The sequence below is a fragment of the Flaviramulus aquimarinus genome, assembly GCF_039543205.1.
GTDB classification, from domain to species: domain Bacteria; phylum Bacteroidota; class Bacteroidia; order Flavobacteriales; family Flavobacteriaceae; genus Flaviramulus_B; species Flaviramulus_B aquimarinus.
Map to the genome: position 1 here is coordinate 1,707,927 of NZ_BAABJH010000001.1, position 21,190 is coordinate 1,729,116.

A 21,190-nucleotide genomic window follows, 5' to 3' on the forward strand; every position below is an offset into this window, starting at 1 on the left:
TAAAAAAAGATATTGCCTATGTTAGAACTAGCTGGAATTATTATTTTAGGAATATTAGCCCAATGGGTTGCATGGAAATTTAAGATTCCAGCAATTTTACCCTTAATTTTAATTGGTTTGTTAGTGGGACCAATTGCAGCTGAGTTTTTAAGTGAAGATGGTACCAAATGGATTGAACCCATTTGGAATGGTGAGAAAGGATTATTTCCTGGTGAAGGTTTGTATTATTTTGTGTCCTTAGCTATAAGTATCATTCTTTTTGAAGGTGGTTTAACACTTAAGCGTTCGGAAATTAAAACTGTAGGACCTGTAATTACAAAGCTTATTACATTGGGCTCTGCTATTACATTTTTTGGCGCTGGCATTTTAGCTCATATAATTTTTGGTTTAAGTTGGGAGCTTTCATTTTTGTTTTCTGGACTTATTATTGTTACTGGGCCAACGGTAATTACACCCATTCTTAGAAACATTCCATTAAAAAAAGATATTTCAACAGTTTTAAAATGGGAAGGTATTTTAATAGACCCTATAGGGGCGTTGGTAGCCGTATTGGTTTTTGAGTTTATTAGTGTTGAGGGCGATAGCGGTTTTACTAAAACAGCTTTAATTGAGTTTGGTAAAATTATTTTATTTGGAACAACTTTTGGCTTTACGTTTGCACATGCCTTAGCATTTGCCATTAATAAAAAATTAATTCCACATTATTTGCTGAATGTGGTGTCTTTATCAACTGTTTTATTGGTTTTTGTAGAGTCTGAAATTTTTGCTCATGAGTCAGGTTTACTTGCGGTTGTTGTTATGGGGATGGTTTTAGGCAACGGAAAGCTTCAAAATATTAAAGAACTTCTTTATTTTAAAGAATCGCTTAGCGTTTTATTAATATCCATATTATTTATTCTGTTAGCAGCTAATATTAATATGGAAGATATGTTGTTACTCTATAACTGGAAAACAGCAGCACTTTTTGCTGTGGTTGTGTTTGTAATTAGACCCGCAGCAGTATTTTTAAGTACTATGGGTTCAAAATTAAAGGTCAATGAAAAAATATTTATTAGTTGGGTTGGCCCTAGAGGTATTGTAGCTGCAGGTATTGCTTCGCTTTTTGGAAGTAAACTTTTAAAACAAGGGGTTGAAGGTGCGGAATATATAACACCACTCGTGTTTATGATTGTTCTCGGAACGGTTTTGTTAAACGCCACTACAGCGCGTTTATTTGCTAAACTTGTAGGTGTTTTTCTTAAAAAGTCTGAAGGTATTTTAATCGTTGGCGCTTCCCAAATATCGAGGTTATTGGGGAGTTATTTAGAAAGCAATAGTAGGCATGTTGTACTTATTGATAGTAATGAGCAAAATATTGAAAAAGCTAAAGCCTTAGGACTTGAAGCCATAACAACTAATATTTACTCTGAAACCTTAACGGATAATATAGAACTGAATGATGTAGGCTATTTAATGGCATTGACCGGAAACCCAGATATTAACGAGTATGCCATTAATAAGTTTAGTGATCAGTTTGGTGAAAATGGTGCTTTTAGATTAGTAACCACCGAAGAAATGCTTGATGATACAAATAATCCAAAGGAAGGTTTGTTTTCTCATAAAGATGATTTTAATGTATTAATAGACCTAACAAGAAAGCATCCTTCCATACAAGAAATTGATTTGAAAAACATGGCGCATTATGAGACGCTAATTAAAAAATCTAATGCTGATAACGATATTATTCCATTATTTGTTAAGGATGACAAAGGTGAACTCCATATTATATCATCTCATAGTTTAGAGTTCAAAAATATTAAAGCAGGATATCAGTTGGTTTATTTAGGAAAACCATTTGATGATGAAAAAGATCTAGCTCAAGAAATTAGAGTGTTGAAACAATAAAAAAGTTTTAGTTTTAAAGGGTTTAAATACTGTGTTTATAGAATGTCTTTAAAGTTACTTTTCTCTATAATGCTTTTAAAGTTATTGATGTTATTTAAATGAATTTAGATAAGCTTTCTTGTTAAAGTTAATAATTTTAATAACGGTTTTAACTCATAAAAACCCCCCTCTCTTTTTTTTAAACAAGAGGGGGGGTTATGTTTATTTTTATGTATGGCTTTTTAAGCCATAATATGAAGTTCAGTAAATTCTTTGGTAAGTACTAAAGTGTTATCGCCATTAAGCTCAAGGTCTTTAAAAGGAATAACAACGTTATCAATTTCAACTTCTTTAATCTTAAATGGTAAGCCATGTAAATTAAGCTTAAATGTTTTGTAAGTAGTTACAAACTTACCAGATTTATGTTGCTGAATGATTAATTCTTTCTTTTTACCTAATAACTTAAAGGTTCTTAAACTGTATCTACCTTTTATATAGTCGTAACCATCGGTAGCATCTTCATATACTTCAGAGTTTTCTTTACCTTCTTTATAGTAAACATCAAGCGTTAATTCATCAATCGTTTTTTCGCCTACATATTGCTGGATTGGATATTTAGGTATAATAGCACCTTCTTTAACAAAGATTGGCATACTATCTAAATCGGCATCAACCCATTGCTCTAATCCACCTTCTACAACTTGGTCATTCCAGAAGTTATACCATTTTCCAATAGGTAAATACATGCGTCTTCCTTTTTGGTTAGGTCCAGTAATAGGGCAGGCCAATATCTTTTCACCAAAAACAAACTCATCATTTCTATAATGTGTTTGCGGGTCTGCTTGATCGTATAACACTAATGATTTTAAGATTGGAACACCTTCTTCGGCATACCTCCAAAACGCCGTATATAAATACGGCAATAATTGGTATCTTAATTCAATAAACTTTCTTACAACATCTGTAATGGTTTTTCCAAAAGCCCAAGGTTCTTGATCACCATGATCTCCAGACGAGTGTGTTCTACAGAACGGGTGGAAAATTCCCAATTGAATCCAACGTGCATATAATTCGCCATTTGGTTGTTCGGCAAACCCGCCAATATCAGATCCAACAAATGAGAATCCAGACATACACATACGTTGTGCTTGAAGGTTGGCAATGTTTAAATGGTCCCAAGTTGCTACATTATCTCCAGTCCAGCTAGATGTATAACGTTGTGTTCCAGAATATGCTGCTCTTGTAATTACAAAAGGGCGTTTTGGGTATGAGAATTTTTTTAGTCCTTGGTAGGTCGCACGAGCCATTTGCATACCATAAACATTATGCGCTTTTCTGTGGCTACACTGGTTTCCATCATAATCATGTCTGACATCATTTGGAAAGGTTTTTCCAGGAACATCCATTACTGCTGGTTCGTTCATATCGTTCCAAACCCCTTTAACGCCTATATCTTCAACAAGTTCTTTAAATAAGTTAGACCACCATTCTCTTACTTCTGGATTTGTAAAATCTGGGAAATAACATTCTCCAGGCCATACTTTTCCTTTCATATATGGGCCATCAGCTCGTTTACAGAAATAGTCTTTATCTAGCCCTTCTTTAAACACAGAATAATCCATGTCTATTTTAATTCCTGGATCAATAATAACTATAGTTTTAAAGCCATCATCTGCTAGTTCTTTCACCATTCGTTTTGGATCTGGAAAATATTCTTTGCTCCAAGTAAAGCACCTAAAGCCTTCCATATAATCAATATCTAAATAGATAGCATCACAAGGAATTTGTAATTCTCTAAATTTAGCAGTGATTTCTTTGACGTTCGATTCAGGATAATAACTCCATTTACATTGGTGGTAACCTAATGTCCATAAGGCGGGCATTTCATGGGGTTTTCCAGTTAGATCTGTGTAATTAACAACAACATCAGACATTTCAGGGCCATAGATGAAATAGTAATTCATTTCACCACCTTGTGCCCAGAAACTTGTTATGTTTCTACGCTCATGGCAAAAGTCAAAAAAAGACCTAAAGGTATTGTCAAAAAAGATTCCGTAAGATTTTTTGTTATGTAACCCTGTATAAAATGGGATGGTTTTATAAATAGGATCAGTATCTCTACCATAGGCATAAGAATCGGTTACCCAATTTTCAAAACGTTTACCTTTTAAATTATTGTCTACGGGTTTATCACCTAAACCATAATAGCTTTCGCCTGGTTGAGCCGTTTTGGACATTTTTACTACATCGCCACCATGTTCGTAACTTTCTTCCCAATGAAACCCTAGTTCATCTTCACAAATTAAAGAGTTGTCTTTAACGTCGTAAATGGATGTGCGCAAGTCTAATTTTGAAATGTGGCAAATTAGTTTTGACGTGGTTATGATGTAGTTATCGTCATTTTCAGTAACTTCAAGGTGGTTATACCCTCTACTTGCATATTTTGTAATAGCGTATGAAAAATCGTTTTCAAAAATACCTGTGGTTGTAAATCTAAATCTGAGAATACTATCTCGACGTACCGTAACTTCTAAAATAACACCGTTTTCAGTTTTAAATGAGAGTTTGTTGAGGTTCTTTTCGTATGAGATTATTTTTGACGGAAACAGGTTTCCTTTGTACTCTAATTCAGTATTTAATATCATATTTTTGGCTGTAAATATTGATTAGCGAATTTACTAAAATTAAAACATCTCACATGTTTCTTTTTATCAAAAAAAAGAGGTAAACTTTGTATAAAATGTAGTATTTAGTAAATAAAATTATTAAATTTTTAATGCCTTGTAAATGAACAGTTTTTTTAAACTTTAATCGAAATTTAAAATTTTAGAAAATAAATTTAAAAGGCTTAATTGTAATACATTTGTATTATTAATGTATATCATAAAAAAAAGAACTTTTCAGCTATTGGCTTTAGTTTAAAGCTAATAGCTGAAAAGTGTAATTATGTAAACAATGGTATGTTAAGATTTATTTAAATTTAAAAATAGTTACCGCTAAAGGTGGTAAGGTAATTTCTGCTGAATAATCTTTACCATTCCATGGGTCTTTTTTTATAGTGGTTTCTTTTTTGTTTGCTATACCACTACCTCCAAATTCCTTAGCATCGCTATTAAATATTTCAATAAGTTTTCCTTTAGCTGTTACTCCTATTTTATATTTTTTTCTAACAGCTGGGGTTAAATTACAAACTACAACAACATTCTCATCTTGGTTATAACCTTTTCTTATATATGAAATGACACAGTTTTCATGGTCGTCGTAACTTATCCATTCAAAACCTTCGCCACTAAACCCTTTTTCATAAAGTGCTGGTGTGTTTTTATATATCGCATTAAGTGATTTAAAGTAATTTTGTGTGTTTTTATGTGGAGCAAATTCTAATAAGTTCCAATCTAAACTTTCTTGAAAATCCCATTCGTTATATTGTCCAAATTCGCCACCCATAAACAAGAGTTTGGTTCCTGGATGCGTAAACATATAACCGTATAGTAATCTAAGATTAGCAAAACGCTGCCATTCATCACCTGGCATTCTACCTAAAATGGAGTTTTTACCGTAAACGACTTCATCGTGGGATAGCGGCAACATAAAGTTTTCGGTAAATGCGTAAGCTAAGCTAAAGGTAATATCATTTTGATGGTGCTTCCTATAAATAGGGTCTTTGGCAAAATACTCAAGGGTATCGTGCATCCAACCCATCATCCATTTCATGCCAAAGCCTAATCCACCTACAAAAGTCGGTTTAGAAACCATTGGAAATGCTGTAGATTCTTCTGCAATAGTTTGAACATCGGGAAACGATGCATATATTTCTTCATTTAATTCCTTTAAGAAACTAATAACGGCTAGATTTTCTCTACCTCCATAAATATTTGGTTCCCATTCGCCATCTTCTCTTGAGTAATCTAAGAATAACATAGATGCTACAGCATCAACACGTAAACCGTCTGCATGGTATTGATCCATCCAAAAAACGGCATTACTTATTAAAAATGAACGGACTTCATTACGCTCATAATTAAAAATTAAGCTTTTCCAATCTTGGTGATAGCCTTTACGTTTGTCTGGATGTTCATATAAATGCGAACCATCAAAGAATCCTAATCCGTGTGCATCTTCTGGAAAATGTGATGGTACCCAATCTAAAATAATACCCACACCGGCCTGATGTAATTTATCGACTAAATATTTAAATTCTTCTGGGTACCCAAAACGCGATGTTGGTGCAAAATATCCTGTAATTTGATAGCCCCAAGACGGGTCGTAAGGAAACTCCATAATAGGCATAAGCTCTACATGCGTAAAGTTCATGTCTTTTACGTAGTTTACTAAATCATCAGCTAATTCATAATAAGACATAAAGCGGTCTTCTTCTAAATGTCTTTTCCAAGATCCTAGATGTACTTCGTAAACAGAATAAGGCGCATCAATGGCGTTATTTTTTTTACGGGTTTTCATCCAAGTTTTATCTTTCCACTTGTAATCGTCATCCCAAACTATTGATGCGGTATTAGGATTGTGCTCAAAACGCCTTGCGTAAGGGTCCGCCTTTTCCGTTTTTATATCATTATTATTGCTTTGGATTTTATATTTATATGTAGCGCCTTTTTCAATAAGAGGAATAAAGCCTTCCCAAATACCACTAGAGTCCCAACGAACGTTTAATTGATGCTCGCCTTCCATCCAATAATTAAAGTCGCCAATTACAGATACTTGTTTTGCTGTAGGCGCCCAAACAGCAAAATATACGCCGTCAATACCGTCAACCGTAACAAGGTGAGAACCGAACTTTTCATAAAGTCTAAAATGTTTTCCTGCCTTAAAAAGGTTAATATCGAATTCGGTAAATAGACTGTGAACTTTTACTTGTGCCATTTTGGTGTAATGTGTTTATAATTGTTTATCAATTAAATGCTAATTTTTATTTATTTTAAAAATATGAAATGGTAATGTTGGATGCAATTCCACAAAATTCCACTCGCTTGCCCAATTATAACTATTGTTGGTTATTAAATCCTTAACCTCGATATTTTGACCTGCTGAAATGTTTAAGTCTTGCAGAGGAAGTTGAACGGTACCTTGTTGAACATTAAAAGCATCTAAGCTAATGATAATTAAAAGCTCATTGGTTTTAGAATCGTTCCATTTGTAAAACACCATTAAATTATCATTTTCAACATAGCAGAATTTAATATTATTAGTTTGCTGAAGGGCTTCATTTTGATGACGAATATGATTGATTTTTGAAATAACGGATATCAGTTTGTTTTCAATAGTCCAATCGTAATGTGTGCACTGAAACTTTTCAGAATTCAAATACTCTTCTTTACCAAGCAAAGCATCACTTAACATATATTCATAAACGGGGCCATAAAGCCCAATACTAGAACTTAAGGTTGCCGCTAAAACATAGCGTTGTATGTGTTTAGATTCGTTGGCGCCTTGTAAGTGGAACGGATTGATATCTGGTGTATTCGGCCAAAAATTGGGTTGCATGTATTCCCTTGATTCGCCTTTGGTTAATTCTTCTACATATTCTGTAAGCTCATGTTTTGTATTGCGCCACGTAAAATAAGTATAGGATTGTGTATAGCCTTGTTTTGCTAATTGTTGCATGACTTTTGGAGCAGTAAATGCTTCGGCTAAAAATATAACATCGGGGTGTTTTGCTTTTACATTTGCAATAATCCAATTCCAAAAATAGAAGGGTTTGGTATGCGGATTGTCTACTCTAAATACATTAATGCCACAATCTATCCAATAGAGCAAGATGTCTAAGCATTCATTCCAAAGGGCCTTATAATCTTTACTTTCCCAATAAATGGGTAATATGTCTTGGTATTTTTTTGGTGGATTTTCTGCGTATTGTACTGTGCCGTCTGGTCGCCATTTAAACCATAACGGGTGTTCTTTTACCCAAGGGTGGTCTGGAGCTGCCTGAAGTGCGTAATCCATGGCAATTTCAATATTTTGCTCTTTTGCTTTTTGAATTAAGACTTTAAAATCGGCAAGAGTTCCTAAATCAGGATGAATGTCTTTATGACCTCCATATTGAGAGCCTATGCCCCAAGTTGATCCTACATCGCCATCTTTAGCTTCAGTCGTGTTGTTTTTTCCTTTTCTATTGACTTCGCCTATAGGGTGGACGGGAGGGAGGTATAAGGTATCAAAACCCATTTTTGATATCCTAGGCAATAAACGTTCACAATCTTTAAATGTACCATGAACACCTTTGTGCTCTGATGCAGAACGTGGAAAAAACTCATACCATGTACTAAATCGTGCTTTCTTTCTATCTACATAGACTTGGTAGGTTTTTGAGGTATTTGCAAATAATTTTTCTGGATGATTTGTGAAAATATGATGTAACCGTTCACTTCTAGCCTCAGTGATTGCCTCTTCATAATGATCTTCATTACCAAAAATGTTAATGAGGTGATCTAAGTAAAACGAATCGTTTTGATTGGTCTTATCTTTTATTGCTTTTAGAAAGTCAACCCCTTCTAATAGCTCAGATTTTACATGTTGATTGTCATCAATTTTGCGTTCAATACCATGTTGCCAATTAAGAGGGTAGTCTACCCAAGCTTCAATTTTATAAGTGTAAAATCCTTGTTTTTCCACAGTAAATGCGGATTCCCATTCGTTGTTTACAACAAGGTTCATTCGGACTTCTTGCCATTTTTTTTCATTTTTATGTTTGTACAAAACGGATGCGCCGAGTACATCGTGTCCATCGGCTAGAATATGTGCGCCAACATGAACTATTTCATTTACAACACGCTTTATATAAAACTCACCGTTGTTTATTTGAGGTGAGACATAGTCTATAAGGACTCTTTTTTGATTTTGCATGGATAATTTAATTTAAAAGTGTAAAGTATTAAATTAAGTGATACAATGAATAAAGGCATAGCTTAAAATCAAACGAAAACGTAAGATTGTTTAAAACGTAATCCTAAAAAGGTTATTATATTACAAAGCCTTTAGGAATGGTTGATCCTTTTTTAATGACCACAATACCATCTTTAATAACATAAGTGTCGGTTTCGGTATCTTCTAGGTGTTTGCCACCATTAATTCGAACATCGTCTCCTATACGACAATTTTTATCTATTATCGCATTTTTGATAAAGCAACGTTCGCCAACACCCATAAGAATTGGGATTTTATTTCTGTCTATTTCTTCTAAGGATTCATAGTAGTCGCTCCCCATCATGTAGGTGTTTATAACCGTAGATTCACTTCCGATTCTGGAACGAATGCCTATAACTGATTTTTCAATTTTAGCGGCACCTACAATACAACCTTCTGCAATAACGGTTTTATTAAGCGTTGTTCCAGAAACTTTGGTGGTTGGCAACATTCTTGCTCTGGTATAAATGCGTTTTGGTTTATCGTATAAATCAAATTGCGGAATATCGTCCGTTAAACCCAAATTGGCTTCAAAAAACGAATCTATGTTTCCAATATCAGTCCAATAGCCTTCATATTGATAGCTTACTGTTTTGTGTTTCCCTATTGCTTGCGGAATAATTTCTTTTCCAAAATCGTTAGTATCCGGGTTTTTCATTAATTCGGTTAAAAGCTCTCTGTTGAACACATAAATACCCATGGAGGCTAAATAATGTCGGCCTTCATTTTTCATATCATCACTTACATCTGATGACCATTCCGACAACAAACTCGAATCTGGTTTTTCAATAAAGGATGTAATAACATTTTTATCATCCGATTTTAAAATCCCAAAAGAGGTTGCGTCTTTAGCATTGACAGGAATAGTGGCAATAGATATTTTGGCTTTACTTTTAATGTGTTCATTTATCAATAATTCATAATCCATTTGATAGAGTTGGTCTCCAGAAAGGATTAAAAAATATTCAAAATCATGTCTTAAAAAATGATGCATGCTCTGACGCACGGCATCTGCTGTACCTTGAAACCATGTTTTGTTATGTATGGTTTGTTCGGCCGCTAATACATCAACAAAAGCAGAACTAAAAAAACTAAAATGATAGGTGTCTTTTATATGACGGTTTAACGATGCTGAATTAAACTGTGTTAATACATACATACGCTTAATGTCAGCGTTTATACAGTTTGAAATAGGAATATCTACTAACCTATATTTTCCCGCAATTGGCACGGCTGGTTTAGAGCGCTCTTCTGTTAATGGGTAAAGTCTAGAACCTTGGCCACCTCCTAAAATTATGGATAAAACCTTGTTATTAATCATAGTTGTTTTTTTATTAATGCTTGTTTATTGTAATGATTTATATAGTGCTTCTACTTGTTTGGCAATGGCAATCCAATCAAAATAATCTTCAACACGTTTTCTGCCATTTTTTGCCATAGTTTTTCTTAGGGTGTCATCGTTAATGACCTTATTAATGCCATCCGCTAAATCTCTTGCAAATTTATCGGAGTCTACAGGTTCAAAAGGCGCTTCTTTTTGTTGTTCTAAAGGAATTAAAAGACCTGTTTCGCCATGTACAACAACTTCTTTTATTCCGCCAACAGCACTTGCTACAACTGCTGTGTTGCAAGCCATAGCTTCTATATTTATAATACCAAAAGGTTCATAGATTGAAGGGCAACAAAACACATCGGCATGTGAGTAAAGTTGAATGATTTCTTTTTTGCTAAGCATTTTATCAATCCAAATGACATTATTTCTGGTCTTCTTTACGTCGTTAACAGCGTCTTCCATTTCTTTGCCAATCTCTTTTGTGTCTGGCGCGCCAGCACAGAGTATTATTTGCGTTTCTGGGTCTATATATTTTATAGCATTTACTAAGTGAATAATCCCTTTTTGGCGCGTTATTCTACCAACAAAAAGAACATAGGGTTTGGTTTTATCTACACCATATTCGTCTAAAGTTGCCGTATCTGAAGTTGTTACATATTGTTGAAGGTTGATACCATTGTAAATAACGTGAACCTTACTTTCATCAACATCAAAATGCTTAAGGACATCTGCTTTGGTTTCTTCGGATACTGCAATAAGAGCATCTGCCATTTCGATTGCTGTTTTTTCAACCCATGAAGACGCATCATACCCTCGCCCTAATTGTTCACGTTTCCAAGGTCTTAATGGTTCTAAGGAATGTGTGGTTATAACCAAAGGCGTACCGTAGCATAGTTTTGTAACGATACCTGCAAATTGTGCATACCATGTGTGGCAATGCACCACATCGGCATTGATAGGTTCCGTATTCATTTGAATACAGGTGCTTAAGGTTTTAAATACTGATTTTAATTTATCGTCAGCACCATCAAAAACAGGGTTATCAAACGGAAAGCCTTTAACGGTTAAGTTTCCAGAGTTATCATCTTGATCGCCAAAGCATCTTACATCTACATGCATTAATTTGGCCAATTCATCGGCTAAATATTCAACATGTACGCCTGCACCGCCATAAACATAAGGCGGAAATTCTCTAGTATAAAAAAGTGCTTTCATTTATTATTTTTATTCCTTTTAAGTGGTCATACGAAATGCGTATATAGGTTTTTCAATATAAAGTGTTTAAAACCCTATCAAAAGAAAAACAATTTATAAAAACATTATTTCTTTTAAGGGTTTAATTTTAAAAATTATAAAAACCGTTTTTTCTAATATACTTTATTGTAAAAGAAATAAAACGATGTCTAGAAATTGAAAAATTGTTAATAACAATTAAATTGAAAAAATAAAATATACTTTAGGTTAAACACAGCCTTATTAAGTGTTTGATGCAAGTTTAACTATTAATTATGTTTCCTATGTTATAAACATACAAAATAATTGTTAACAATTTTGAGCTAATTTTATTTTTATGGAAAAAAAGGTGTTTTTACAATTAAAGGAAATTATCAATAAAAAAATGCAATAAATCACTGGTTTTAATTTAAATCATGCAATTAAATTTAAGGATTTTATCTAGTTAATATAGATTGACTTTGTTTTATAGGTTTTAAAAATAAAGAGGTTTCAACCTAGGTTGAAACCTCCATTCTCAAGATAATATTTAATCAATTTAAAACATATATCTTGATAGTTGACTCAAAAGAGTACTAATTAATAGCATTGTTTAATTTTTTATTAATTTTTTTGCAATAAATGTATTTTCAGATGTTGTACCTTTTATAATATAAATGCCTTTTGATAGGGTTTTAACGGATATCGTATTTCCTTCTCCATTTAGTACATTTCTACCGTTCATATCATAAACCTTTATGTTTTTAATGGTATGGTCTGAAAATGCAACTATACCTTTTGTTGGATTGGGGTAAAGCAAGGTCTTGTTACCTGAAAGCTGATTGGTATCTGTACCAAGTGTTAAGCCTGTTATATCAATTCCTGTTTTTACTAATAAACCATAATTTGTAAAAACGACTATGATAGCTTCTGTGGTGTTGTATTGAAATAATTCAAACTTTTTTATAAAGATATCATTAGGTAAACTTCCATTAAAATCAGCATCGTTAACTGTATTGTTCACTTTAGCTTTACTACTATTTTTATTGCCTAACCCATTATATTCTTCAAACAGGCTAAGCACACTAAAACCATTATTGGCAACAGCTACTAAAGCAATAACTATTTCATTAGCTTCATCTGTGGTAATTGATGATTTTGATAAGGCTTTTATTTTATCTGGATTTCCATCATTATCTTCATCAAAACTAGAGTCTTGTTCAACGGGGTTACCTGTACTTTTACTTGTTGCTCTTCCTTTTAAAATAGTTTCACTTAATACAAATAATGATAGGCCCTGGCGCAATAAAGTAGCACCAACAAATAGCACATCTAATATAGGGAATATAGGATGCACTTCGTCCCAAGAAACCACTGGTGTGCCATTTGTTGTCCTGTCCCATTTTTCCTGTGTTTTTCTTATGTCTCCAGAAGCATTGGTTTTTACAGCCACCGCAACGACCTCGTTGGTTACTTTGTCTATTGACGCATCAAAACTTATGTTTTTTGATTTATCTCTATCAATTTTAAAAGTTTCTTCTGGTTGCGAGCAAGATCTAGTATTTGTATTACACTGGGCTTTATAAATGATGTAATTAAAAACAGCATCAAAAGCTTTATACATTATGTTTATTATACCATCATTTGAATTGGCTACTGATACTTTTTTTGAAATTATGGTTAAGTTGTTTGGGATGTTATGGTTGAATGATGAAATATTATCATTCTCATCAATAAACGAAAAGCCTTCATCGTTATCTAGAATAAAGTAACCATTGTCTCTTAATATTGAAAAAGCCCTTTTTCCTGAAGGAAGCGGCACTGAAGCGGCCGTTGGGAATGTGCCATCAAATGTTTCTGGGCTTATTGAAACATAATACATGGTTTCGCTACCATTGCAGGCCGCTATATCAATTTTTCCATCGGATGTTTTTCTAACATTAACATCGGTTGTGTAATTAGTATCTATGCGCAAAGGAACGCCCATATAATTAAAATCTAAATAGTCGCATGAATTTGATGGGTTTGCGGGGTCAAAAGTATAAGTGTTTTCGGCAGATAGTATAGCGCCACTGGCCACAATTTTACCATCGGTAGGAGTAGAAGTGAATTGTACGGTTTTAAACATGTTTTCACTCACACAACTGTTTCCATCGTTGGTAAAACTTGTCCATGCACACGTATCAAAATCAACGATATTAAACCCAAAATTATTGGCGCTATTGGGCTGTGAGGTTCTGGCAACAATCTGACCTGACGATGGATGCACATCAATCTCAAATACAGGCGAAAAACTTGGTGGCTGGCAGGATGTAATGGTGCCATTTGGCTCTATTTTATTAATACCTTCAAAAGAGCCTGCGAATAAGTTATCGTTAGCATCCATAAATAAATCATTAATAAAATTATTAAGCATGTTTGAGTTTTCTTTTGTAAAGTTTACCCAAGTATCTGTAGCTTTTGTGTATTCCCATAAACCGTTATTAGATCCTGCAATAAAAATTTTTGTTCCTGTATTATTTTCTACAATATCTATGGGCACAATTCCTGGCGTAGGCATTTCTGTAAGCACACCGTTTTTAAAAATGGAATAGCTTTGCGTGCTAAAATCATTTTTGTTAAAAACATATAGCTCGTCATTATCATTATAATATAAGCTTGGGCCAGTAAATTGTGTTGTTGCATTAACTGCAAATTGGTGCGTTTCTACCCCGTTTGAAAAAATAAATACCCGTTCGTTTTCACCTAATGCAATTTCATTTTCATTGCTGGGGTTAACGGCTACTGAAAAACAATTACCAATAGGTGAGCTTTGTGAGGTTAAATTTTTTGTTTCTATGGTATTAAAATTACTGTCTAATTTTTGATATCCAATATTGGTGGCATAATGGTAATTTCCACTGGCATCTTTTACCATCTCGTTTACATGTAGCGGTTTAGTGTATTGATGCCAGCCATCGTTTTGTGCTATAAGCTTAAAAGAACTTATGACAATAACTAAATAGAATAGTTTTGTTTTCATGATATAGTGTTTTAAATTGATTGTAGTAAAGCTACATCATGTATTTACTATGACGCAATACCAGAGTTCAGGTAGATTTTTATCTCACTGGTAGTGTTATTAGAACGGAAGTCCCTTTACTAATTTGCGAATCGATTGATAAGGTACCACCAATTTGATAGATTCTAGAGTGCATGTTTTTTAACCCAAGGCCACCTATTTCATTAGAAGTATTAAAACCTTTGCCATCATCTTCAATACTAATAGTGATTTCGCAATTATGCCCCATTAATTGTACATCAACTTGTTTTGCTTTGGCGTGTTTTAAAATGTTATTAAAGGCTTCTTGTACCACCCTGTAAAGTTGTGTTGCGATCTCATCATCTAAACTTTCAGGAAATTGATAGCTATTAAAATTTACATTTAGGGTCGTTTGGGCAGATATGTTTTGCGATAAATCTTCAACAGCACTTTCAAAACCAACTATTTTAAGGTCCGAGGGTGATATTTCATGCGATAAGTTTCTAACATCATTACAAATGGTATCAATAGCTTTAGTTACTTCCTCATTATTAAAGGCATCAGAAACAAAACGTTTTAAATAGCTTAATTGGCTACCAATATTATCATGCAGTTCTTTACTGATACGCTTGCGCTCTTGGTCTTCTCCTTTTATAAAAGCGGTTAAGTTTTTCTTTTCTTGAACGACTATTTTTTTTGAAAGTATATTACGTTCATCATAGATTCCTTTTACCATCAAAATAATCGTAAATGTTAAGAATACAATTTCTAAAAAAGAAGCGTAAAAAATTATTGGAAGTCCAAAAGCAAAAGCATTAACATGTCCTGTACTTAAATTAATAATTGTTAAAATGGTACCAATACCTAAAAAAGAATAGGCCATAGTGTAAAGCAAGGTTATTTTTTTTTGATAGGTATAGGATTTAATAATAAGCAAAATTAATATACTATTTATTATTAAAAAGGACACATACCAAAACTTAATAATGAATGGTTTTACAATGCTAAAAATAGATTGAGGGAGGTAAAATTCTGCAAATCGAATACTAATGGTAAGACCTAAAAATACATATAAAAACTTGACTAAGTTATGTGCTATAGTTTTAGCATTTAAAACTTTTATCGAAAACAAAACAAATAAAACCATAGAACCTACGGTAAAAAACACATGAATATATTTGTTGTAATGCTCTGTATTAGAGCTAAAAAATTGAAAGTATAAGCCTAAGTACGAAAACAAATAGAGTCCTAAAAAAACAATATATGTTGCATAAAGTATATATAGTTTTTTGCGAAGGATATAATAAATATACAGGCTTATAATGATAGAAATAAGACAAAGCCCATAATACATGCCAATAAACAGATACTGTTGTTTATTTTGTTTTTGAAAAGCTTGTGCTGTCCAAATTTTGGCAGGCACCACAATAGATATTTTGTTTTTTTTAAATTGAAAAATATAAGATTTTGAGACTAAAGAACTTAATGTTATGGGGTATAGAAAATTCCTGTCGTTTTTTAAGCGCGATCTAAAAGGAAAATCTGTTCCTGAAGTATTGATAAGTTCAAAACTGTTGGTTGTTTTCTCGTATAAACTAATTTCATTTATTAATGCATTATAAATTTCGATGACCAAGTTTTGTGGTTTTTCTGTTTTGTTATGGATTGTAAAAGTTAAAAACCCTAAATCTTCATTAATGTTAAAAAAAGCAAACGTATTGCTGTTGTTTTTATTGGAATAACTTTTTTTATAAGCCTCAGAAATATTAATAGGATTATTGGTGCTAAAACGATTAGAAATCTTGTTTAAATCTGTACTAATAAAAGATTCGTTTATAAATAGCGTATCAACTTGTGCTTTGACATTTTGTATAAACCCAAAATATAAAAGCAGAAAAAAAATCAAACAGTTATGAGAGTAATTTGTTTTCATTTACAAGTTTTACAAGGTCTATGCTGTTATGAATATCAAGTTTTTTAAAAATATTTTTTTTATGGGTTTCAACGGTATGAGCGCTAATAAAAAGTTTTTTGGCTATTTGCGGTACGTTATACCCTTGTACGAGCTCTAAAATAATTTCTTTTTCCCGACGTGTAATTTTTATTTTTTCAAGAAACCCATCTATTTCAGTAACATTGGTTTTTACACCTTTGCCAGTATAAAATGTATTGCTTTTAAAAACAGCATCGAGTGCATTGAGTAAATCATCAGAAGAGCAATTTTTAAGCAAAAATCCATTGGCATGAAACTGCTTTATTTTTTTAATGATACTTTCTTTATTGTACATGGTAAGAATGATAACCTTTATTTCTGGGAATAAAAGTTTTATATCCTTTAGTATATCAACACCATTTTTATTAGGAAGGTTTAAGTCTAAGAGGAGGACATCTGGGCGATTAAGTTTAACAGTAGGTAAAACATTATCACCATTTACAACATAACCAATAATCTTATAATCGGGTTGATTTTTGAATATAGAAAGCAAGCCATCAATAACTATTTGATGGTCTTCGCAGATAAGGATTTTTTTTGGCTGGATTTCCATGTAAGCAATCTACATGAAGAAAGATACTAAAAAAATTCCTGCGAATGCAGGAATCGTATAAATGGAATAAAATAAATTAGCTTTATGTTATTTTAAAGTTTCTTTTTTTTCAATTTAGCCAAAAGGTTTTTTTAAAAAAGAATTTATTAATCATTCAGCTTCAATACCGCCATAAACGCTTGCTGCGGTATTTCTACATTACCGACTTGACGCATACGTTTTTTACCTTTTTTCTGTTTTTCAAGAAGTTTACGCTTACGAGAAATATCACCACCATAACATTTGGCTGTTACATCCTTACGTAAAGCTTTTATAGTTTCTCTGGACACAATTTTAGCCCCAATAGCGGCTTGTACTGGAATATCGAATTGTTGACGCGGAATAAGTTCTTTTAACTTCTCACACATTTTTTTACCAATATGATGTGCATTATCGGCATGAATCAAAGCTGAAAGGGCATCAACAGTTTGTGCATTTAATAAAATATCTAAACGCACCAGTTTTGAAACTTTCATACCTATCGGGTGATAATCGAAAGACGCATAGCCTTTTGAAACGGTTTTTAAACGATCATAAAAATCAAAAACAATTTCTGCCAAAGGCATTTCAAAAGTCAATTCTACACGTTCTGTAGTTAAATAGGTTTGATTGGTAATAATCCCTCGCTTTTCTATACAAAGCGACATTACATTTCCAACAAAATCGGCTTTGGTAATAATGGTTGCTTTAATATAAGGTTCCTCAACACGGTTTACGGTAGAAGGCTCTGGTAAATCCGATGGGTTATTTACGATAAAAGCTTCTTCAGGGTTTTTATTGGTATAGGCGTGATATGATACGTTTGGAACGGTCGTAATAACGGTCATATCAAACTCACGTTCTAGACGTTCTTGAATAATTTCCATATGAAGCATCCCTAAGAATCCGCAACGGAAACCAAAACCTAATGCTGCTGAACTTTCAGGAACAAACACAAGTGATGCATCGTTTAGCTGTAATTTTTCCATAGAGCTACGAAGTTCTTCGTAATCTTCAGTATCTACAGGGTAAATACCAGCAAATACCATAGGTTTTACGTCTTCAAACCCTTCAACAATATTAGTAGTTGGATTTGCAAAATCGGTAATAGTATCACCTACTTTTACTTCTTTAGCCGTTTTTATACCGGTAATTAGGTAGCCAACATCCCCGGTTTTTACACTTTGCTTTGCTACTTGATTGAGTTTTAAAGTTCCAACTTCATCAGCATAATAGTCTTTATCTGTAGCAACAAATTTTATATGTTGCCCTTTTTTAATTTCACCATTAAAGACTCTAAAATAGGTTTCAATACCTCTAAATGTATTGTAAACCGAATCGAAAATTAAGGCTTGTAATGGTGCATTTGGGTCGCCTTTAGGTGCAGGAACACGATCAATAATAGCTTCTAAAATATTATCGACCCCAAAACCTGTTTTTCCACTGGCGTGAATCACTTCTTCTGCATCACAACCTAATAAATCAACAATATCATCAGTAACTTCTTCTGGATTAGCACTTGGTAAATCCACTTTGTTAAGAACAGGAATAATTTCTAAATCATTTTCTAAAGCCAAATATAAATTAGAAATGGTTTGTGCCTGTATGCTTTGTGCCGCATCAACAATAAGTAAAGCACCTTCGCAAGCAGCAATGGAACGCGATACTTCGTATGAGAAATCTACGTGACCTGGTGTGTCAATTAAATTTAGAATATACTTTTCGCCATTAAGCTCATAGTCCATTTGTATGGCGTGCGATTTGATGGTAATACCACGTTCACGCTCCAAATCCATACTATCCAATAGTTGGGCCTGTTGTTCTCTAGCCGTTACAGATCCTGTAAAATCCAATAAACGGTCCGCAAGGGTGCTTTTACCGTGGTCTATATGTGCAATAATGCAAAAATTTCTAATATTCTTCATAGTCAACAATCTTCATCAAAAAAGATTTTGCAAATATAGTTGATTTTTGTTCAGACCTATTAGGTTTTTACATCTAAACAAGATCAACATAGCAAACCAAAAATGGTGTATTAAACAAAAAGGTGTAATTTTGCGCCAAAATAAATAGACTTGGTAAAAATAGACAACATAGAACTTCCAGATTTTCCATTGCTTTTAGCGCCCATGGAAGATGTTAGCGACCCGCCGTTTCGTGCCTTATGCAAGGAACAAGGAGCCGATGTGGTGTATACCGAGTTTGTATCTAGCGAAGGTTTAATTCGTAATGCTGCAAAAAGCGTTATGAAGCTAGATATTTATGAAAAGGAACGACCTGTAGGTATTCAAATATTTGGTGCCAATTTGGATAGTATGTTGCAAACCATTGATATTGTTTCGGAATCAAAACCCGATATTATCGATATTAACTTTGGTTGTCCCGTAAAAAAAGTAGTGAGTAAAGGTGCGGGAGCAGGTATTTTAAAGGATATATGCCTTATGGAGCAACTTACTGCCGAAATGGTAAAACGCACCAATATTCCTATTACCGTAAAAACCCGTTTGGGTTGGGACCACGATTCTATTAGGATTGTTGAGGTTGCCGAACGCTTACAAGACGTAGGCTGCAAAGCTATTGCTATTCATGGTAGAACGCGGGCACAAATGTATAAAGGCGATGCGGATTGGAAACCCATTGCTCAAGTTAAAAACAATCCTAGAATGCATATTCCTGTGTTTGGAAATGGCGATATAACGAGCCCCGAACGCGCTATGGAAATGCGTGATGATTATGGGTTAGATGGTGCTATGATTGGTCGAGCCAGTATTGGAAACCCTTGGTTTTTTAAACAAGTAAAACATTTTTTTGAAACAGGTAAACATTTAGCACCAATTTCATTAGAAGAACGTGTGGAAGCCGCTCGTCGTCACTTACAAATGTCCATTGATTGGAAAGGTGAAATTTTAGGTGTTTTTGAAACCCGTCGCCATTACACCAACTATTTTAAAGGGATTCCACATTTTAAAGAATACCGCATGAAAATGGTGACTTCTGATCATTCCGAAGATGTTTTTGCTGCTTTTGATGAGGTTTTAGAGAAGTTTTCAGGGCATCAGTTTACAGAGTAAATTAATAATTCTGTACCAAGTTTTTTGTAATTCTTACCGCTGCTATTTTTGAAGCAATGATCCCTAAAACAGAAATAGTTAAAAACACAATAAATAAGTTTTCAAGCTTAATCGTTACAGGGTAGGCGAGTGATGGTGTTATCATAACCAAATGAAACGCTTTTTGAAGCCCAGTAATTATAAGCGCAACGCCTAAACCTATAAGACCGCCAATAATACTCATTAAGCTACCTTGGTAAAAGAAAATTTTCCGAATGTCTTTTACGGTAGCCCCAATGTTAAAAAGTGTGCTTAAACTTTGTTTTTTATCAAGTATCATCATGATTAATGAGCCAATTACATTAAAAAAAGCAATGATTAAAACAAGCGTAAAAATTAAGTATACAGCTAAATTTTCGGTGTTTAGCATTTTGTAGAGGGCGTCATTTAATTGCTCTCTGTTTTTTAAAACGACCTTATCGCCCAAAATAGCTTGAATGTTTAATTTTGCTATATCTTCATCAACACCTTCTTTAAGTTTAAATTCTACGGAAGACACTTGATTAGGACTATAATTTAAAAGGTTTTTTGCTAAATCTATAGGAGCAAAAATATAAGTATCGTTTAGGCTTTCATTAATATAAAACACACCAACATTAACCGCGTTAACCGTATTAAATGCATTTTTTGTTGATGTTATTTGCCCTTTTCCTGGTTTTGGAACATATATTTTTATGGCTTTTGTATAATCTAAAACACCAAACGATAAGTTATTTGAAATGCCCCAACCGGCTACAATCTGATTTGATTTTTGGTCAAGCCAACTTCCATAATCTATAACAGAATCAATATTCACTACATTTTGAAAATGAGCATCGACACCTTTTATTGTTGCAAGAGTATTTTTGTCTTGAGACGAAATAAAAACACGTTCTTCAATAACTTTAGAATAGACTGCTACATCTTCTAAACCATTAAGTTTACTAATGTCATTTTTAGTTAAAACAAAGGATTTACCTATAGTGGCCTCAGCCTTTAAATCGGGATCTATTTCATTTGAAAACTGAAGTGTAAAATCCTTTAAACCAGCAAAACCAGAAAGTACAATAAATAATGAAGCAGCCCCTAAAACAATACCAATAACAGCAATATAAGTTATAAAATTAATAGCATTGTTAGTGCTTTTAGAGCGTAAATAACGTTTTGCTATATAAAGTTGGAAACTCAA

General features: G+C 33.4%; 12 protein-coding genes. 2 read left to right on the plus strand and 10 right to left on the minus strand.

What is annotated here, in order from left to right:
* Positions 1-18 precede the first annotated feature (18 nt).
* Positions 19-1,884, plus strand: a complete 1,866-nt coding sequence (locus ABD941_RS07860; protein WP_345273561.1) for a cation:proton antiporter — start codon at positions 19-21, stop codon at positions 1,882-1,884.
* A 221-nt stretch (positions 1,885-2,105) separates the two neighbouring features.
* On the opposite strand, the gene ABD941_RS07865 is transcribed toward ABD941_RS07860, so the two are convergent.
* The 9 genes from ABD941_RS07865 to lepA form a co-directional block, all read right to left on the minus strand.
* Entirely contained in the window at positions 2,106-4,508 is a 2,403-nt protein-coding gene (locus tag ABD941_RS07865) for a glycoside hydrolase family 31 protein (RefSeq protein ID WP_345273562.1), read from the minus strand.
* A 325-nt stretch (positions 4,509-4,833) separates the two neighbouring features.
* Positions 4,834-6,741: a 1,4-alpha-glucan branching protein GlgB gene (gene glgB / locus ABD941_RS07870; protein ID WP_345273563.1), complete on the minus strand. Its 1,908-nt coding sequence runs from the start codon at positions 6,739-6,741 to the stop codon at positions 4,834-4,836.
* 39 nt (positions 6,742-6,780) lie between these two features.
* Positions 6,781-8,721, minus strand: a complete 1,941-nt coding sequence (locus ABD941_RS07875) for an alpha-1,4-glucan--maltose-1-phosphate maltosyltransferase (protein ID WP_345273564.1) — start codon at positions 8,719-8,721, stop codon at positions 6,781-6,783.
* A 115-nt stretch (positions 8,722-8,836) separates the two neighbouring features.
* Entirely contained in the window at positions 8,837-10,102 is a 1,266-nt protein-coding gene (locus ABD941_RS07880) for a glucose-1-phosphate adenylyltransferase (RefSeq protein WP_345273565.1), read from the minus strand.
* A gap of 24 nt (positions 10,103-10,126) precedes the next feature.
* Complete coding sequence (gene glgA, locus ABD941_RS07885; RefSeq protein ID WP_345273566.1) at positions 10,127-11,329, minus strand: glycogen synthase; 1,203 nt, start codon at positions 11,327-11,329, stop codon at positions 10,127-10,129.
* Positions 11,330-11,939: 610 nt separating this feature from the next.
* A complete protein-coding gene (locus tag ABD941_RS07890; protein WP_345273567.1) occupies positions 11,940-14,348 on the minus strand; it encodes a T9SS type A sorting domain-containing protein in 2,409 nt (802 codons plus the stop codon).
* Positions 14,349-14,427: 79 nt separating this feature from the next.
* Entirely contained in the window at positions 14,428-16,281 is a 1,854-nt protein-coding gene (locus ABD941_RS07895) for a sensor histidine kinase (RefSeq protein ID WP_345273568.1), read from the minus strand.
* The gene (locus tag ABD941_RS07900) at positions 16,259-16,894 is read right to left on the minus strand and encodes a response regulator (protein ID WP_345273569.1); all 636 of its coding nucleotides are present in this window, start codon (positions 16,892-16,894) and stop codon (positions 16,259-16,261) included. The genes ABD941_RS07895 and ABD941_RS07900 overlap by 23 nt, the downstream gene beginning before the upstream one ends.
* 146 nt (positions 16,895-17,040) lie before the next feature.
* Complete coding sequence (gene lepA / locus ABD941_RS07905) at positions 17,041-18,837, minus strand: translation elongation factor 4 (protein ID WP_345273570.1); 1,797 nt, start codon at positions 18,835-18,837, stop codon at positions 17,041-17,043.
* 150 nt (positions 18,838-18,987) lie between these two features.
* On the opposite strand from lepA, the gene dusB reads away from it, so the two are divergent.
* Positions 18,988-19,983 carry a tRNA dihydrouridine synthase DusB gene (dusB, locus tag ABD941_RS07910; protein ID WP_345273571.1) on the plus strand — a complete coding sequence of 332 codons (996 nt, stop codon included), beginning with the start codon at positions 18,988-18,990 and terminating at the stop codon, positions 19,981-19,983.
* Between the two features lies 1 nt (position 19,984).
* Here the strand turns inward: dusB and ABD941_RS07915 are convergent, their stop codons facing one another.
* Positions 19,985-21,190 carry an ABC transporter permease gene (locus ABD941_RS07915; protein WP_345273572.1) on the minus strand — a complete coding sequence of 402 codons (1,206 nt, stop codon included), beginning with the start codon at positions 21,188-21,190 and terminating at the stop codon, positions 19,985-19,987.

What these genes read in the sequence shown, in the direction of transcription:
- ABD941_RS07860 (WP_345273561.1), top strand. Translation starts at nt 19, where the DNA reads ATGTTAGAACTAGCTGGAATTATTATTTTAGGAATATTAGCCCAATGG.
- ABD941_RS07865 (WP_345273562.1), bottom strand. Translation starts at nt 4,508, where the DNA reads ATGATATTAAATACTGAATTAGAGTACAAAGGAAACCTGTTTCCGTCA.
- glgB (WP_345273563.1), bottom strand. Translation starts at nt 6,741, where the DNA reads ATGGCACAAGTAAAAGTTCACAGTCTATTTACCGAATTCGATATTAAC.
- ABD941_RS07875 (WP_345273564.1), bottom strand. Translation starts at nt 8,721, where the DNA reads ATGCAAAATCAAAAAAGAGTCCTTATAGACTATGTCTCACCTCAAATA.
- ABD941_RS07880 (WP_345273565.1), bottom strand. Translation starts at nt 10,102, where the DNA reads ATGATTAATAACAAGGTTTTATCCATAATTTTAGGAGGTGGCCAAGGT.
- glgA (WP_345273566.1), bottom strand. Translation starts at nt 11,329, where the DNA reads ATGAAAGCACTTTTTTATACTAGAGAATTTCCGCCTTATGTTTATGGC.
- ABD941_RS07890 (WP_345273567.1), bottom strand. Translation starts at nt 14,348, where the DNA reads ATGAAAACAAAACTATTCTATTTAGTTATTGTCATAAGTTCTTTTAAG.
- ABD941_RS07895 (WP_345273568.1), bottom strand. Translation starts at nt 16,281, where the DNA reads ATGAAAACAAATTACTCTCATAACTGTTTGATTTTTTTTCTGCTTTTA.
- ABD941_RS07900 (WP_345273569.1), bottom strand. Translation starts at nt 16,894, where the DNA reads ATGGAAATCCAGCCAAAAAAAATCCTTATCTGCGAAGACCATCAAATA.
- lepA (WP_345273570.1), bottom strand. Translation starts at nt 18,837, where the DNA reads ATGAAGAATATTAGAAATTTTTGCATTATTGCACATATAGACCACGGT.